We start from the raw sequence: 16,123 nt of genomic DNA on the forward strand, positions 1-16,123 counted from the left end.
ACAGATGATCGACGCGGTGGTGGTGGGATCCGGACACAATGCGCTGGTGTCGGCGTGCTACCTCGCCCGGTCCGGCTGGTCGGTCGAGGTGCTCGAGCGCGACACCGTGGTGGGCGGCGCGGTGTCCACCGTCGAACGGTTCCCCGGCCATCAGGTGGACCGCGGTTCGTCCGCGCACATCATGATCCGGCACACCGGCATCATCGAGGACCTCGACCTCGCCTCGCACGGACTGCGTTATCTCGACTGCGACCCTTGGGCATTCGCGCCCGCGCCGCCCGAGTCCGGCAGGCCGGGCATCGTCTTCCACCGCAGCCTCGACCGGACCTGCGCCTCCATCGCCGAGTCCTGCGGGGCCGCCGACGCGAGGGCATACCGAGAGTTCGTCGACACCTGGGGTCCGCGCACCGCGGGCGTGATGCGGGCGTTCGCCGGGCCGCCGACCGGTGGGAGGCTGGCCCGCTCGTTCGGCACCCTGGATCGGGGCGCTGGCGCCGCGGCGTTCTCACGGGAGTTCCTCGCCTCCGGGGACAGCTTGCTGGACAACTACTTCGACAGCGAGCGCCTCAAGGCGGCTCTGGCCTGGTTCGGCGCGCAGTCGGGTCCACCGATGTCCGAGCCGGGCACCGCCCCGATGGTCGGGTTCGCGGCGCTGATGCACACCCTGCCGCCGGGCCGGGCGGTCGGCGGCAGCGGCGCCCTCACCCGGGCCCTGGCGTCGCGACTGGCCGCGGACGGTGGATCGGTGCGACTCGGCGACGCGGTGACCGAGCTGCGCCGCACGCCGAAGGGCTGGACGGTACGCACCGCCCATGGCCACGAGGTCCAGGCCAGGACGGTGGTGGCCGGCTGCCACATCCTGACCACCCTCGACCTGCTCGAGCGCGGCGGCCACGACCGGACGCAACTGGATGGGTGGCGCCGGCGGATCCGGGTCGGGCCGGGGATCGGCATGGTGGTCCGCCTCGGAACCGATTCGCTCCCCTGCTATCCCAGCGCCCCGGCGGGCGAGACCGTCACCTCCGGGCTTCAGCTACTGGTCTCGGATCGCGCGCAGCTGAGGCTCGCACACGGCGCGGCGCTGGCGGGCGAGCTGCCGCCCGTCCCCGCGGTCCTCGCGATGAGCTTCAGCGGGATCGACCCGAGCCTGACCCCCGCGGGCGAACACCAGGCGACGCTGTGGTCGCAGTGGCATCCCTACTCACTCACCGGCGGACGCGACTGGGCGGACCTCGCCGAATCCGAGGGTGACCGGATCGTCGCCGAGATCGAGCGGCTGGCACCGGGATTCACGGACTCGGTGCGCCACCGGCTGGTGCAGACCCCCGCGGACCTCGAGTCCGAGATGGGGTTGATCGGCGGCAACGTGATGCACGTCGAGATGTCGCTGGACCAGATGTTCATGTGGCGGCCCCTGCCGGAACTGTCGGGACACCGGGTGCCCGGCGCGAAGGGGCTGTACCTGACCGGCGCGTCCACCCACCCGGGCGGCGGAGTGTCCGGGTCGAGCGGGCGCAGCGCCGCGCGGATCGCGTTGTCCGACGCCCGGTTCGGAGGCTTGCGCCGGGTGCTGCGCCGATGAGCGGGCCGGGAGCCACCGGATCCGCCACGCCGCGTACCCCTACCGCCTGACACCTGCATGGCTGCCTGGCACGATAACGCTGTGCAGCAGCCCCACTCCGATGTCCGAAGTCGATCCCGCGTCCGACTGTTCGCCCTCTCCCTGCTCCTCCTGATCTGCATCCCGGTGCTCAGCGGGTGCCTTCGGGTCCAGGCGTCACTCGGCGTCTCACCCGACGACCGGGTGTCGGGACAGATCGTCGCCGCGACGGTTCCCGCGGACGACAACGACAAGGGCCCTGAGCTGATCCCGCCGGATTCGTTGATCTCGAAGGTCCGGGTTCAGGCGTACAAGCAGGACGGCTACGTCGGCAGTCAGGCCTTCTTCAGTGACCTGACCTTCGGCGAGGTGCAGCAGCTCGGGGCGATGTCCAGCCAGACCGGCAGCTCCATCCAGCTGGACTTCCGGCGCAACGGCGACGTCGTGGTCCTGGAGGGCAAGGCGGACCTCAAATCGGTGCCCGACGGCAGCGACGTCCAGTTCAGCGTCGCCTTTCCCGCGCGGGTGAACACCACCAACGGAACCCGCGACGCCGACTCCATCGTGACCTGGAAGCTGCCGCCCGGCGAGGTGAGCACGCTCCGCGCCGAGACCCGATACGCCGACCCCAGCACCCGCGGCTTCGCCGGCTGGGCGGGCATCGTCGCGGGCGTCACGCTTGGCGTCGCGCTCGTGGTCGGCGCGATGGCGTACTTCAGCAGGCACCCGAGGCGCTGACGCACGGTGCGCGTGTTGCACCCCGGGTGGGGCACGACACGCGCACGGGCGCGAAGCGCTACCTGACCGAGGTGGCCAGTCCGAGGCGGGCCAGCACCTCGCGGGTCGCTCGGGCGAAGTTCAGCGTGATGAAGTGCAGGCAGGGTGCACCCTCGGCGATCAACCGCTCGCTCATCTCGGTGGCGAGCTCGATGCCGATCTCACGGACCGCGGCGCGGTTCTCCTCGGGTCCGTGGCCTGCCGCGCGATCCAGCCGCTCCGCGAGCTCGCGCGGCAGCTGCGATCCGGACAGCTCCACCATCCGCTTCACCGAGCGCAGCGACGTGATCGGCATGATCTCCGGAATGATCGGCTTGGCACCCTGCTCGGCGTCGTACCGGGACACCCGGTCGCGCAGCCGCAGATAGTCCTCGACGTCGAAGAACATCTGGGTGATCGAGTACTCCGCCCCGGCACGCAGCTTGGAGACCAGGTACCTGGTGTCGTGGTCGAGGTCCGGCGCCCGGAAGTGCCCCTCGGGGAAGGACGCGACACCGACATGGAAGTCGCCGAGGTCGCGGACCAGCCGGACCAGTTCCTCGGCGTACTCGACGCCGTCGGGATGCCGGACCCACTCGCCGAGCGGATCGCCAGGCGGATCGCCGCGCAGCACCAGGATGTTGCTGATGCCGCGGTCCGCGTAGGCGCCGACCATCGCACGCAACTCGTCGACGCTGTGGCCGACGGCGGTCAGATGGGCGACCGGGAGCAGCGTGGTCTCCTCGGCGAGGGCACCGGTGACGCGCACGGTCCGGTCCCTTGTCGATCCGCCGGCCCCATAGGTCATCGAGACGAACGCGGGCTGCATCTGCTCGAACTCGCGGACCGCGCGCCACAGACGTGCCTCCGCATCGGCATCGCGCGGCGGCGAGAACTCCACCGAGAAGGGAATCCGCCCGCCGCTCGAACCGATCCGGTCCACGATCGACGGGGTCTGGGTCACCCAGCCCTCGCTTGACCGTCCCCTGACGGCATCGAATGTCACTCGACAATCATAGTGGCGGGCAGCGAGGGCGACTTCGACGGACCACTAGGGTGAGGGTGTCGATCACCTTCCCAGGGCAATTCCCGGGGCAATCACCGAGGAGGACACCCTGTCCGCCCACGCCGCCTCCCCCGAGGCCACCGAGTCGCTGCCCGCCGCCGTCGAGACGGCACTGCGCGAGTTCTTCGACAGTCGCAGGCCGATCACCGATGCCGTCGGTGGCACGTTCACCGACGCCACGACCGCGCTGGAGGCCTTCGTCCTGCGCGGCGGCAAGCGGGTCCGGCCCGCGTTCGCCTGGACGGGCTGGCTGGGCGCCGGTGGCGACCCGACCGGTCCCGACGCCGCCGCGGTGCTGCGGGCCTGCGCCGCGCTCGAGCTGGTCCAGGCGTGCGCCCTCGTGCACGACGACATCATCGACTCCTCCCGCACCCGCAGGGGCTTTCCCACCCTGCACGTCGAGTTCGCCGACCGGCACCGTTCGGGCGGATGGTCAGGCGAACCGGCGAAGTTCGGTGAATCCGTGGCCATCCTGCTCGGTGATCTCGCGCTGGCCTGGGCGGACGACATGGTCCGCGAGTCCGGGGTCGACGCCGCCGCCCAGGTCCGGCTCGGCCCGGTGTGGTCGGCGATGCGCACCGAGGTCCTCGGGGGCCAGTACCTGGACGTGAGCACCGAGGTGACCGCCGACGAGTCGGTGGCCGCGGCGCTGCGGATCAATCGCTACAAGACGGCGGCATACACGATCGAGCGACCGCTGCACCTGGGCGCCGCCCTCGCCGCGGCCGATCCGGATCTGATCGCCGCCTATCGGGAGTTCGGCACCGACATCGGCATCGCCTTCCAGCTCCGCGACGACCTGCTCGGGGTGTTCGGGGACCCGGCGGTCACCGGGAAGCCCTCCGGCGACGACCTGCGCGAGGGCAAGCGGACCGTGCTGTTCGCCGAGGCCCTGCTGCGGGCCGACGCCAGTGACCGTGGCACCGCGGACGTGCTGCGGCGCAGCATCGGCACCGATCTCACCGAGGAGCAGGTGCAGCGGCTGCGCGCGATCATCACCGATCTCGGTGCGGTGGACGAGGTCGAGCGCCGCATCGACGAGCTCACCGCCAGGGGCCTGCGCGCCCTCGACACGAGCACCGCAACGGAGTCGGCCAAGCAGAACCTGCGCGCGATGGCGCTGGCCGCCACCCGTCGTACGGCCTGATCGGCGTGGGCCTGCGCACGGTCCCGGGTCGCACCGATCACGTGGTGGTCGTCGGGGCAGGGCTGTCCGGACTGTCGGCCGCGCTGCACCTGCTTGGCACCGGCCGCGCGGTCACCCTCCTCGAACGCGATCCGTCGGTCGGTGGCCGGGTCGGCGTGTACGACGGACCCGGCTACCAGATCGACAGCGGCGCAACCGTTCTCACCATGCCGGAACTGGTCGCCGAGGCGCTGGCCGCGGTCGGGGCCGACTTCGGGTCGGTGTCCCCGCCGCTACGCCTGCACCGGCTGGACCCGGCATATCACGCGCGATTCGCGGACGGCGGGGCGATCGCCGTGCACTCGGACCCCGACGCGATGGCTGCGGAGGTCGCCCGGGCGTGCGGTCCCGACGAGGCGGGCCGCTACCTCCGGCTGCGCTCCTGGCTGGAGCGGATCTTCACGGCCGAGTTCGACCGGTTCATCGACGCGAACTTCGACTCGCCGCTCGACCTGGTCGGCTCGCGCGCTGCCCTCGCGGACCTGTCGACGCTGGTCCGGATCGGCGGCTTCGGCAGGCTCGGGCCACGCGTCGAGAAGTACCTCCGTGACCCGCGGCTGCAGCGCATCTTCACCTTCCAGTCGCTCTACGCGGGATTGAGCCCGGCGCGGGCGCTCGGCATCTACGGCGCGATCGCCCACATGGACACCTCGATGGGCGTGTACTTCCCCGACGGCGGCATGCGGGCGATCGCCGAGGCCATGGCAGGCGCCTTCACCGCCGCGGGCGGCACGCTCGCACTCGGGACCGAGGTGAGCCGGATCGACTACAGGAACGGTCGGGCGACGCGGGTGATCGCTGCCGACGGATCGGCGTTCGAGGTCGACGCCGTGGTCCTGACCGCGGACCTCGGCGGCGGGAGTGCCCTGCTGCAGCGTCGGACGTTGCCGCGGCGGCCGGTCCGGCACTCTCCCTCCGCTGTCGTGGCACACGGCACCATCCCCGCCTCCGTCGCCGCGCGCTGGACCGACTCGGGCCACCACACCATCGACTTCGGGGCGGCCTGGGAGCAGACGTTCGCCGAGATCACCGCGCGCCGCGGTCGCGGCAGGCTGATGAGCGACCCGTCGCTGCTGCTCACCCGCCCCGCGGTCACCGACCCGGGACTGCTGATCGACCGTGACGGTGTGCCGCACGAGCCACTGTCGGTGCTGGCGCCGTGCCCGAACCTGCACAGCGCCCCGCTGGACTGGGCCGCCCTCGGGCGGCCGTACGTCCGCGAGCTGCTCGTCGAGCTCGAGCGGCGCGGCTATACCGGGATCGCCGAGGGGTTCCTTGTTGACCTGATCGACACCCCGCAGACCTGGGCCGACCGCGGAATGTCCGCCGGCACCCCGTTCGCCGCCGCACACACCTTCGCGCAGACCGGACCGTTCCGGCGCGGAAACCTCGACACCGGAGCCGAGAACGTGGTGCTCGCCGGGTCCGGCACCACCCCGGGGGTCGGGGTGCCGACCGTGCTGGTCTCCGGGAAGCTCGCCGCCCAGCGGATCGCGGGCGAACTGCGTGCCAGGTCACAGACGCACCACGCGCGATAGGCGTTTCCCGCTGCGGAACACCGAACCACTAAACTAACCAGCTGTCCACGCATTCCGTCGACGGGTCCTGCCCGGCCGGACCGCAGTCAACGCACAGCCATGGGGGAAGAGCCGCACCGATGACGTCCCCACTTTCCGCTGCTGACAGGCACACCGGCGACAGTAACGGCCAGGCCCCGAGTGCCGGGCGTCTCCGCGCCGTCGCCGGGTTCGCGCGCAGCGAGGCGGGACACGCCGCGATCCTCGGGCTGGTCGGCGCGTCGATGATCACCTTCGGCGGTTTCGGCTCGGGCAGCGTTCGGCGCGAGGATCCGCTCCTCGAGGCGCTGCACCTGTCCTGGCTGCGCTTCGGGCACGGCCTGATCCTGTCGACGATCCTCGTGTGGGTCGGCGTGCTGTTGATGATCGCGGCGTGGGTCCGCCTCGGCCGCTGCACGCTGCGCGGCACGACCACGCTGCACGAGCTGCGCTGGGTGGTCCCGGTGTGGACGGCCCCGCTGCTGCTGGCTGTGCCCATGTTCAGCCGGGATGCGTACTCGTACCTGGCGCAGGGCGCGCTGCTGCGGGACGGCTTCGACCCGTACGCGGTCGGCCCGGTGGCCAATCCCGGCATCCTGCTCGACAACGTGAGCATCGTCTGGACCACCACCACCGCTCCGTACGGACCGATCTTCCTACTGCTCGGCCAGGGCATCACCTCGATCACCGGCGACAACGTGATCGCCGGGACGATGCTGCTGCGGCTGACCATGCTGCCCGGTCTCGCGTTGACCATGTGGGCGGTACCGCACCTGGCCCGCCAGCTCGGCGGCAACCAGGCGACCGCGCTGTGGCTCGCGGTGCTCAACCCGCTGGTCCTGATCCACCTGATCGGCGGCGTGCACAACGAGATGCTGATGGTTGGCCTGATGACGGCCGGCATCGCGCTCGTGCTCGAGCGGCGCCACGTCGCGGGCATCGCGGTGGTCGCGGTCGGTGTCGCCATCAAGGCCACCGCCGGCGTCGCGCTGCCGTTCCTGGTCTGGATCTGGATGATCCACGAACGCGACCGCGCGGTGGCAGAAGGCCGCACCCCGCCGTCGCCGCTGGCACTGTTCGCCAAGACCGCGGGCGCGGGGCTCGCCGTGTTCGCCGCCGTGTTCGCCGCGGCCTCGGCCATCGCGGGCGTCGGCATCGGGTGGCTCACCGCGCTGTCGGGATCGGCGAAGATCATCAACTGGCTCTCGCTGCCGACGATCATGGCGCACATCGTCACCGTCAGCACCTCCTGGTTCACCGGGCTGCGGTTGGGCCCGGTGCTGGAGGTGACCCGCGCCATCTCCGCGGTCGCGCTGGTGGTGATCCTCGTTGCGGTGTGGTGGCGCTTCCGCCGGACGCCGCGGGAGGCCGTCATGGGCATCCTGATCGCGTTGGTCGCGATCGTGGTGCTCTCCCCCGCCGCGCTGCCCTGGTACTACTCGTGGCCGCTCGCCGTCGCCGCGGGCTTCGCCCTGTCGACCACGACCTTGATGATCCTGGTCGGCCTGTCCACGTGGCTGATGCTGGTCTTCCAGCCGGACGGCAATCCCGGGCTGTACACCCTCGTGCACGTGCTGCTCGCGACCTTTGCGGCGCTCGTCGCGGCCAAGTCGCTGGTGACCGTCGATCCGCTGCGCCTGCGCTCCACGCCCGCCGTCGCCGACGCCGCGGACACCCGTTCCGGCGCCGGGGCGGCCCCCGGCCGGGACTGAGATGACGACGCTGGACGATCGTGCGGCGGCGAGCGATCTCGGAGCCGCCTACCGGTACTGCGAGCGGCTGGCGGCCGAGCACGGCCGCAGCTATGCACTCGCCACCCGGCTGCTACCCGAACACCGCAGGCCGGCCGTGTACGCGCTGTACGGATTCGCCCGCACCGTGGACGACCTCGTCGACATCGACGCCCCTGCCGGCCGTCCCGCCTCCGATTGCCTGGCCGAACTCGACAGGATCGAATCCGAGCTGACGGCCGCCGTCGCGGGCAGCCCCACCGACGACGTCCGACCGGTCGTGCTGGCGGTAGCCGACACCATCGGCCGGTACGCCATCCCGCTCGATCACTTCACCGCGTTCCTCGGGTCCATGCGTATGGACCTGCCCGGTGCGCCCGGATTTCGTGCCGTCTACGCCTCGATGGACGAGCTCCGCGGCTACATGCACGGCTCGGCCGCGGCGATCGGGAAGCAGATGCTGCCGATCCTGGGCACGGTGACGCCGCTCGCCCAGGCCGAGCCCGCGGCCGCCGCGCTCGGCGAGGCCTTCCAGCTCACCAACTTCATCCGCGACGTGGGCGAAGACCTGCGGCGCGGACGCATCTACCTGCCGACGGAGGAGCTGTCCGCATTCGGCGTGGACGGCGACCTGCTGCGCCACTGCCAGTCCACCGGGGCCACGGACCCCCGTGTCGGGCGGGCCCTCGCCCATGTCGTCGCACTGAACCGGTCCGGCTACCGCGATGCCCGGCCGGGACTGGCGATGCTCGAGCCGAGGGCGCGGCCCGCGATCACCGCAGCGTTCGACCTGTACTCCGCGATCCTCGACGAGATCGAGGCGAGCGGTTACCGGGTGCTCGACCGGCGGGCGGTGGTGCCGAGGCGGCGGCGGCTGACGCTGGTCGCGCCGCGACTGCTCGAGTCCGCGGTCGCGGCGGCCCGTAGCTGAGCGGCTACTCCTGCTCGAGCGCCTGCGTGCGGGCACTCAGCGACCGCCCAAGGCCGGCGACCTCGGCGTCCATCTGGGGCACCAGCACCGGCGCGAGCCTGCGGATGTCGCGTTCGGCGATCGGGGTCTGCACCAGCGGGCGCAGCCAGCGCAACGCGCCGACCCAGCCCGGCACGTTGATCCGGCTCGATCGCTTCTCGATCCCCGCCACGAAGCGGCTGCCACACGCCTGCACCGACGTCGTCTTCCCGAGCGGGCCGGGCAGCGCGGCGAGCATCTTGGTGAACGCGGGCAGGTCGGCCTTGGCGTCCTGGACCAGCGGGGTGTCGATCCAGGCCATGTGGGCGGAGCCGACGTCGACCCCCAGGTGGGCGACCTCGAGCCGCAGGGTGTTGGCGAAGTACTCGGCCCCCGCCTTGGACGCGTGATACGCAGCCAGCCCGGGTGAGGCGGTGTACGCCGCGAGCGACGAGACGACCAGGACGTATCCCCTGCGCTCGATGATCGAGGGCAGGGCGGCGCGCACCGTGTGGAAGACGCCGACGAGGTTCACGTCGACGACGCGCCTGAAGGTCGCCGGATCGACCGCCAGGACGGATCCATAGCTCGCGATGCCCGCGTTCGCCATCACGACGTCGATGCCACCGAACTTCTCGACCCCTTGCGCGACAGCCGATTCCATCGACGGGAGGTCGCACACGTCCGCGACGACGGTCAGCGCGCGATCGGGACCACCGAGTTCCTCGGCCAGCGCGCGCAGCGGCTCCGCGTCCAGGTCGATCAGCACGAGCCTCGCACCCTTGGCGTGCAGCCGACGGGCGACCTCCGCTCCGACACCACGCGCGCCGCCGGTGATGAGGACAACCTTGCCGTTCATGGATGTCATGGCGGAAAGCGTAGTCCCGGGAGCCCCGGCGGCGGGCTCATCGAATCGACGCGCCTAGAAGGCCATCGCCTGGGCGCGGCGAACCACCTCGCGGGCGAGGTCGGTGTGCAGCGCGTCCGCCGGGGCGCCCGGCAGGGTCTCGTCCTCGGTGAACAGCCAGCGCAGGATCTCCTCCTCGCTGTAACCGCCGTCGCGCAGGACCACGAGCAGACCGGACAGCAGCCGGACCACCTCGCCGTCCGCGGTGAAGAAGGTTGCGGGCACGCCGATGACGCCGTCGCGGCGCACGGCGACCAGCTCGCCGTCGCGGAGCATCTGGTGCACCCGGGTGACGACGATTCCGAGCAGTTTGGCCACATCCGCGAGCTGCAGCAGCTCTACCGAGGGATCGAGGACGTCGTCGCTATAAGGGATTGCACTCACATGGGTAACGGTATCGGGTCGGTGCGCGGTACCTCATGGGCGGTCCGCGCGATCGCGACCGCCGCGCCGTCGGCACCGGGCGGGCGGCCCGCTGGCTACCATCGATGCGGACATTGTCGAAACTGCTGCGGTGGATCACCGAGTAGAAGAGAAACGGGGTAAGCGCGGGTGGGGCCAGGAGATCAGGCGCTGATCGGCACACTGCTCGACCGCCGCTATCGGGTGGACTCCCCGATCGCGCGCGGCGGGATGTCGATGGTCTACCGCGGCCTCGACATGCGGCTCGACCGGCCGGTCGCGATCAAGGTCATGGACCCGAAGTTCGCACAGGACCCCCAGTTCGTCGCCCGCTTCGAGTTCGAGGCCCGCGCGGTGGCCCGGTTGACCCATCCCGGGCTGGTCGCCGTGTACGACCAGGGCGTCGACGGCGAACACGCGTTCCTGGTGATGGAGCTGGTCGCGGGCGGGACGCTGCGCGAGCTGCTGCGCGAGCGCGGCCCGATGCCGCCGCATGCCGCGGCCGCGGTCACCGGACCGGTGCTCGACGCGCTCGCGGTCGCGCACCGCGCCGGCCTGGTGCACCGCGACATCAAGCCGGAGAACGTGCTGATCTCCGACTCGGGCGAGGTCAAGATCGCCGACTTCGGTCTGGTTCGCGCGGTCGCCGGATCCAACGCCACCTCCAGCAGCGTGATCCTCGGTACCGCCGCCTACCTCTCCCCCGAGCAGGTCACCACCGGCAACGCCGACGCCCGCAGCGACGTGTACGCGACCGGCGTGTTGCTGTTCGAAATGCTCACCGGCCGAACGCCGTTCACCGGCGACACCTCGCTCTCGATCGCCTATCAGCGGATCAACGCCGACGTACCCAGCCCGGGTTCCCAGATCCAGGGGGTGCCGCCGGAGTTCGACCAGCTGGTGCTCGAGGCCACCGCCCGTGACCCCGAGGAACGATTCACGAACGCGGGCGAGATGTCGGCGGCGCTGCGTTCGGTGAGCCGGCAACTGCAGTTGCCCGCCTACCGGGTACCCGCCCCGAGACGATCCGCGCAGCACCTCAGCGCGGCCATGCAGGTCGCGGGCGCGCTGCCACCGCCCGCGGCGACCACGGCCGGACCGAACGACGCGACGACGGCACTGGCGTCGGCCGCCCCGACCGCGGTGCACCCCGGCATCCAGCACGCAGGCCCGCAGCCGACCAAGGTGGTCACCGACCTGACCGCGCGCCAGCCGGAGTTCCCGCAGTCGGAGGTGGACCCCGGCGCGACACGGCAGCACCGTCGCGACCCGGCCCAGTACGAGTTCCCCGATTTCGCGGCCGAGCGTCAGCGCTCGCGCCGCACGATCATGGTGTGGCTGCTGGTGATCCTGCTGCTCGGGGTCGCGGTCGGATTCGGCGGGTGGTGGATGGGGTCCGGCCGGTACGCGGCGGTGCCCGCCATCGACGGCCTTGACCGCGCCTCGGCGACGTCGACGATCGAGGCCGCCGGGCTGAGCGCCGAGATCCGCGGCGAGTACTCGAACAGCGCCCCGGTCGACACCCTGCTCGGCACCGATCCCGCCGCCGGGTCCCGGGTGCCGAAGGAGTCGGTGGTGGCCCTGCTGGTGTCGCTCGGCAGGCCCGCGGTCCCCGAGCTGCCCGCGGGCGGCGACCCGGATCAGGTGGACCGGGTGCTGCGCGAGCGCACCTTCGTGCCCGTCGAGGGCGGTGAGGCCTTCAGCACCAAGGTGCCCAATGGCGGTGTGGCGGCGCTGAAGCCGGGTCCGGGCACGGTGCTCGACGTCGGGTCACAGGTCCAGATGATCCGGAGCAAGGGTTCGCCGCCGGTCCGGATGCCGGACGTGCGCGGCAAATCCGCCGATGAGGCCAGGGCCGCCCTTGACGCCGTCGGGATCACCGTCGGCGAGACCCGCGAAGAGTTCGACAGCGGCGTCGACGGCGGCGATGTGATCGGTACCGACCCGTCGACCGGCACGCAGGTCGGAGCGGGATCGAGCGTCACGCTGATCGTCTCGACCGCGGTCCGGCTGCCCTCGATGCTCGGGCGCACGGTGGGCTCGGCCCGCGATGAGCTGACCGGCCTCGGCCTGGTGCCACAGATCAGGCAGGTCACCGACTCCGACCGGTCGCTGGTCCTCACCCAGAGCCCCGGACCCGGAACACGGGTCGAGGCGGGCACCACGGTGTCGCTGGTCGCGGTGCCCTGACCCGGCCGCTCACCGACCGGGCGCCCCCACGAGTTCCTCGAGGTAGCGGGCGACGCCGTCCTCGTCGTTGCCGGCCAGGACGCGGTCGGCCAGCGCCCTCACCTCCGGCAGCGCGTTCGACGGGCACAGGGCGGTCCCCGCCCACGCCAGCATCGGGACGTCGTTGATCCCGTCGCCCGCGACGGCGACCTCGTGCGCCTCGATCCCACCTGCCGAGCACAGCTCCGCGAGGGCACTGGCCTTCGACACCCCCGACGGGGCCATCTCGAGGTAGGGCGCGCCCGAATGGGTCAGTTCGACGCCGTCGACCCCTGCCGCCACAGCGGCGCGGTACAACTCCGCGCTGGACACCTCGGGGTGCCGCACCACGATCTTCACCATCGGCTCGTCCAGCGCGGGCAATAGCTCCGAGAGTGCCATCTCGTGCGGGTGCCGGTGATGATCGGCGAATTCGCACAGCGCGGCGTACTCGGGTTCGGCGACGAAACTCGTCGGTCCGACATTCGCGAACACCACCCCCGGCATGAGCGACCGCACCCGAACCATCGCCGTCGTCGCCGCATCCGTCGTGATCGACGTCGTCGCGGTGACGAGGGCACTGCCGTCCGCGAGGTCGAGAACGACCGCGCCGTTGGCACAGATCGCCCTGCCGCGAAAGCCGCAGTCGAGCGCGAGTTCGTGGACGGAATGGCGGGCTCGCGCGGTCGCCCACACGATCTCGATCCCGGACTCCCCCGCCGCCGCCATCGCCGCGGCCGTCCGGCGTGAGATCGTGCGGTCCGACCGCAGCAGGGTGCCGTCGAGATCGGTGGCGACGAGTCGAATACGAGTCACTTCCGCCATGATGCCAGCCGCAGCCCGCGCGCGGCAGGCCCGCCCATCGGGCCTGCCGCGCCCAGCTCAGTCCTGCGGGCGGAAGACCGCGAACGCGCCGCCCTGTGGGTCCGTCAGGACCGCGAACCGGCCGGTCTCGGGGATGTCGGTGCCCGGCACGTGCACGGCGCCGCCGAGACCCGTCGCCCTCTCGACCGCGGCGTCGACATCGTCCACGCCGAAGTACAGCGCCCAGTGCGGCGGAATGCCCTCCGGGAAGTCCTCACCCATCGCCATCATGCCGCCGAAGTCGGTGCCGCCGAGGCCCCACTGGGTGTAACCGTCACCCGCGGTGACCGTCCAGCCGAACACGGTGCGGTAGAACTCGATCGCCCCCGCGGTGTCCCGGGTACGCAGCTCGATCCAGCACAGCGCCCCGGTCTCGTTCAGCCTGGCCGCGCCCTGGAACTTGCGGCCCTGCCAGATCGAGATGACCGCACCCGCCGGGTCGGCGAGCACCGCGAAACGGCCCAGATCGAACACATCCATCGGCTCGGCGATCACCGAACCTCCTGCCTCCGTGGCCGCTCGCGCGGTCGCATCCACGTCGGCCACCGCGATCGAGGCCGTCCACGCGACGGGCTGGCCCTCCTGATAGAGCGGGCTGGCAGCGGCCACCGGGTCCTGATCGAGCAGCATCATCGTGTAGCCGCCCGCTTCCGGGTTCGGATCCGTCTCCGGCTTCCAGCCGAGCAGGCCGCCATAGAACTGTCCGGCCGCCGCGACATCGGTCGTGCCGAGTTCGGCCCAACACGGGGTCCCCAGCGTCGGTTCGGTGATCTTCATGATGTGTCCCTCACTGCGATGGTTGGGTACTCGATTCGATCGCACCAACCGTATCGCCGGCCACCGACACCGTCGCCAGACGCGGAGCGGCCCGCACCCGGGCAGGGTACGGGCCGCTCTGCGGAATCCGACGGCTCAGCCGCGAAGCATCTCCGCCACGAGGAAGGCCAGTTCGAGGGACTGCTGGGTGTTGAGTCGCGGGTCGCACGCGGTCTCGTAGCGGCCCGACAGGTCCAGGTCGGAAATGTCCTGCGCGCCGCCGAGGCACTCGGTGACGTTCTCGCCGGTCAGTTCGACGTGGATGCCGCCCGGGTGGGTGCCCAGTCCGTTGTGCACCTCGAAGAAGCCCTGCACCTCGTCGACGATCCGGTCGAAGTGGCGGGTCTTGTAGCCGGTGGACGCCTCATGGGTGTTGCCGTGCATCGGGTCGCACTGCCAGATCACCTGGTGACCGGTGGCCTGCACCTTCTCGATGATCGCGGGCAGCAGGTCGCGCACCTTGCCGTTGCCCATCCGCGAGATCAGGGTGAGCCGGCCGGGCTTGTTGGTCGGGTCGAGCCGCTCGACGTACTCGACCGCCATCTCGGGGGTCGTACTCGGGCCGATCTTGAGACCGATCGGGTTCGCGAGCATCTCGGCGAACGCGATGTGCGCACCGTCGAGCTGCCGGGTCCGGTCGCCGATCCACAGGAAGTGCGCCGACAGGTCGTACAGCTTCGGGTGGTCGTCGTCGTTGTCGAGCCGCAGCATCGCCCGCTCGTAGTCGAGGACGAGCGCCTCGTGGCTGGCGAAGATCTGCGCCTGGTGCAGGCTCGGATCCGTGACCCGGCATGCGTTCATGAACTGCAGGCCTCGGTCGATCTCGGCGGCGAGCGCCTCGTACCGGGCGCCGGCGGGCGACGACGCGACGAACTCCCGGTTCCAGTCGTGCACCTTGTGCAGGTCCGCCATGCCGGCACCGGTGAGCGCGCGGACGAGGTTCATCGCCGCGCTCGCGTTCGCGTACGCGCGGACCAGGCGGGACGGGTCGTGGACCCGCACCGATTCCTCGGCGACGAGCGAGTTCACCATGTCGCCCCGGTAGGACTGCAGCCCGAGCGAGTCGATGTTCGACGAACGCGGCTTGGCGTACTGGCCCGCGATCCGCGCGACCTTGACGACCGGAAGGCTCGCCCCGTAGGTGAGCACGACGGCCATCTGCAGCAGGGTGCGGATGTTGCCCTTGATGTGCGGCTCGGTGTTGTCCGCGAACGTCTCCGCGCAGTCACCGCCCTGGAGCAGGAACGCCTCGCCGCGGGCGACCTCGGCGAGGTTGTTCTGCAGCGCCTCCACCTCGCTCGCGACCGTGATCGGCGGCACGCTCTCGAGCACGGTACGCATCGCGGCGGCCCGGTCCTCGGGCCAGTTCGGCTGCTGGGCGGCGGGCTTGCTCAGCGCCTCATCGAGCTTCTGGCGCATCGCAGCGGGCAGCGGCGGGAGTTCGGGCAAGCGGTCGATCGGAACGTCGACAGTCCAGTTCACCAGTACAGGATATTCGCTCTGTCGAACGCGACACGCAAAGGGGCCGATAAGTCAGCGAATCGCGAGTGCCGCGCGGATCGCCTCGTACTTGACCAGGTTGTGCCTGGCGTCGGCCAGCGCGTCGTGCGCGTCGGCCGGAGCGGACGGCAACGCGGGCGACCCGCTGTCCTCCCAGTACTGGCGCAACTCACGGGTGAACCGCGGCAGCGAGCGCGGCAGCGCGGTCATGTCCCCCCACAACTGGCAGAGCGCGACGTGGTCGTATGCCGCGATCCAGGCCCACAGCTCCGGCGTGACCCCGGGGCGCGGAACGAGGAACTTGAGAAGGTCGTCGCGGATCTGCGCGCGCGAGCGCCACAACGGCGAGGACGGCTGCGGGAGCTTCGGCAGGACGTTGGCTCGCACCCACTTCCCCGCCTTCGTGGGGTCGAACTCGGTGGAGACGGCATAGAACTCTCTACCGTCCTCGGCGGCCACGCCGATCGAAACCAGGTCGATTGTGCGACCATCCTCGATGAACTCGCAGTCGTAGAAGTAGCGCACCCGGGCAGACTATGCCGCCCGGCACTTCCCCACGACCACCGCCCCCGACCCGAAGGAC

The 16,123-nt window shown here is 71.1% G+C and carries 14 protein-coding genes; 7 read left to right on the forward strand and 7 right to left on the reverse strand.

Features of this window, described 5'->3' with window-relative positions:
• The first annotated feature begins 4 nt into the window (after positions 1 to 4).
• A complete protein-coding gene (locus JOE46_RS06895) occupies positions 5 to 1,582 on the forward strand; it encodes an NAD(P)/FAD-dependent oxidoreductase (RefSeq protein ID WP_209926637.1) in 1,578 nt (525 codons plus the stop codon).
• Positions 1,583 to 1,639: 57 nt separating this feature from the next.
• Positions 1,640 to 2,338, forward strand: coding sequence for a DUF3153 domain-containing protein (locus JOE46_RS06900; protein ID WP_097212168.1), 699 nt, complete (start codon positions 1,640 to 1,642; stop codon positions 2,336 to 2,338).
• 58 nt (positions 2,339 to 2,396) lie between these two features.
• On the opposite strand, the gene metF is transcribed toward JOE46_RS06900, so the two are convergent.
• A complete protein-coding gene (gene metF / locus JOE46_RS06905) occupies positions 2,397 to 3,320 on the reverse strand; it encodes a methylenetetrahydrofolate reductase [NAD(P)H] (RefSeq protein ID WP_269590223.1) in 924 nt (307 codons plus the stop codon).
• Positions 3,321 to 3,453: 133 nt separating this feature from the next.
• On the opposite strand from metF, the gene JOE46_RS06910 reads away from it, so the two are divergent.
• The 4 genes from JOE46_RS06910 to JOE46_RS06925 all read left to right on the forward strand — a co-directional run bounded on the left by JOE46_RS06910 (position 3,454) and on the right by JOE46_RS06925 (position 8,825).
• A complete protein-coding gene (locus JOE46_RS06910) occupies positions 3,454 to 4,569 on the forward strand; it encodes a polyprenyl synthetase family protein (protein WP_373560259.1) in 1,116 nt (371 codons plus the stop codon).
• A complete protein-coding gene (gene crtI, locus JOE46_RS06915) occupies positions 4,569 to 6,146 on the forward strand; it encodes a phytoene desaturase family protein (RefSeq protein ID WP_097212165.1) in 1,578 nt (525 codons plus the stop codon). Before JOE46_RS06910 ends, crtI begins: the two co-directional genes overlap by 1 nt.
• A 119-nt stretch (positions 6,147 to 6,265) precedes the next feature.
• A complete protein-coding gene (locus JOE46_RS06920; RefSeq protein WP_209926641.1) occupies positions 6,266 to 7,876 on the forward strand; it encodes an alpha-(1->6)-mannopyranosyltransferase A in 1,611 nt (536 codons plus the stop codon).
• Between the two features lies 1 nt (position 7,877).
• The gene (locus JOE46_RS06925; RefSeq protein WP_097212163.1) at positions 7,878 to 8,825 is read left to right on the forward strand and encodes a phytoene/squalene synthase family protein; all 948 of its coding nucleotides are present in this window, start codon (positions 7,878 to 7,880) and stop codon (positions 8,823 to 8,825) included.
• A 4-nt stretch (positions 8,826 to 8,829) separates the two neighbouring features.
• Here the strand turns inward: JOE46_RS06925 and JOE46_RS06930 are convergent, their stop codons facing one another.
• Together JOE46_RS06930 and JOE46_RS06935 are read right to left on the reverse strand one after the other, a co-directional pair.
• Positions 8,830 to 9,711: an SDR family oxidoreductase gene (locus JOE46_RS06930; RefSeq protein ID WP_097212162.1), complete on the reverse strand. Its 882-nt coding sequence runs from the start codon at positions 9,709 to 9,711 to the stop codon at positions 8,830 to 8,832.
• Between the two features lie 54 nt (positions 9,712 to 9,765).
• Positions 9,766 to 10,134 carry an Rv2175c family DNA-binding protein gene (locus JOE46_RS06935; RefSeq protein ID WP_077041941.1) on the reverse strand — a complete coding sequence of 123 codons (369 nt, stop codon included), beginning with the start codon at positions 10,132 to 10,134 and terminating at the stop codon, positions 9,766 to 9,768.
• Positions 10,135 to 10,302: 168 nt separating this feature from the next.
• Between JOE46_RS06935 and pknB the strand changes: the two genes are divergently transcribed.
• Complete coding sequence (pknB, locus tag JOE46_RS06940; RefSeq protein WP_097212161.1) at positions 10,303 to 12,342, forward strand: Stk1 family PASTA domain-containing Ser/Thr kinase; 2,040 nt, start codon at positions 10,303 to 10,305, stop codon at positions 12,340 to 12,342.
• Positions 12,343 to 12,351: 9 nt separating this feature from the next.
• On the opposite strand, the gene JOE46_RS06945 is transcribed toward pknB, so the two are convergent.
• The 4 genes from JOE46_RS06945 to JOE46_RS06960 form a co-directional block, all read right to left on the reverse strand.
• Positions 12,352 to 13,176, reverse strand: coding sequence for an HAD family hydrolase (locus JOE46_RS06945; protein WP_097212160.1), 825 nt, complete (start codon positions 13,174 to 13,176; stop codon positions 12,352 to 12,354).
• 66 nt (positions 13,177 to 13,242) lie between these two features.
• Positions 13,243 to 14,001, reverse strand: coding sequence for a VOC family protein (locus JOE46_RS06950; protein WP_097212159.1), 759 nt, complete (start codon positions 13,999 to 14,001; stop codon positions 13,243 to 13,245).
• Positions 14,002 to 14,136: 135 nt separating this feature from the next.
• Entirely contained in the window at positions 14,137 to 15,522 is a 1,386-nt protein-coding gene (locus JOE46_RS06955) for a class II 3-deoxy-7-phosphoheptulonate synthase (RefSeq protein ID WP_077041945.1), read from the reverse strand.
• Between the two features lie 51 nt (positions 15,523 to 15,573).
• Positions 15,574 to 16,065, reverse strand: a complete 492-nt coding sequence (locus JOE46_RS06960; RefSeq protein ID WP_097212158.1) for a polyadenylate-specific 3'-exoribonuclease AS — start codon at positions 16,063 to 16,065, stop codon at positions 15,574 to 15,576.
• Between the last annotated feature and the right edge of the window lie 58 nt (positions 16,066 to 16,123).

Source organism: Rhodococcus sp. PvR099, from assembly GCF_017833315.1.
In the GTDB taxonomy this organism is placed as follows: Bacteria; Actinomycetota; Actinomycetes; order Mycobacteriales; family Mycobacteriaceae; genus Rhodococcus_G; species Rhodococcus_G oryzae.

Excerpts from the sequence above, each read along its gene's own strand:
- JOE46_RS06895 (WP_209926637.1), top strand. The coding sequence starts at position 5 with ATGATCGACGCGGTGGTGGTGGGATCCGGACACAATGCGCTGGTGTCG.
- JOE46_RS06925 (WP_097212163.1), top strand. The coding sequence starts at position 7,878 with ATGACGACGCTGGACGATCGTGCGGCGGCGAGCGATCTCGGAGCCGCC.
- JOE46_RS06950 (WP_097212159.1), bottom strand. The coding sequence starts at position 14,001 with ATGAAGATCACCGAACCGACGCTGGGGACCCCGTGTTGGGCCGAACTC.
- JOE46_RS06900 (WP_097212168.1), top strand. The coding sequence starts at position 1,640 with ATGGCTGCCTGGCACGATAACGCTGTGCAGCAGCCCCACTCCGATGTC.
- JOE46_RS06930 (WP_097212162.1), bottom strand. The coding sequence starts at position 9,711 with ATGACATCCATGAACGGCAAGGTTGTCCTCATCACCGGCGGCGCGCGT.
- JOE46_RS06920 (WP_209926641.1), top strand. The coding sequence starts at position 6,266 with ATGACGTCCCCACTTTCCGCTGCTGACAGGCACACCGGCGACAGTAAC.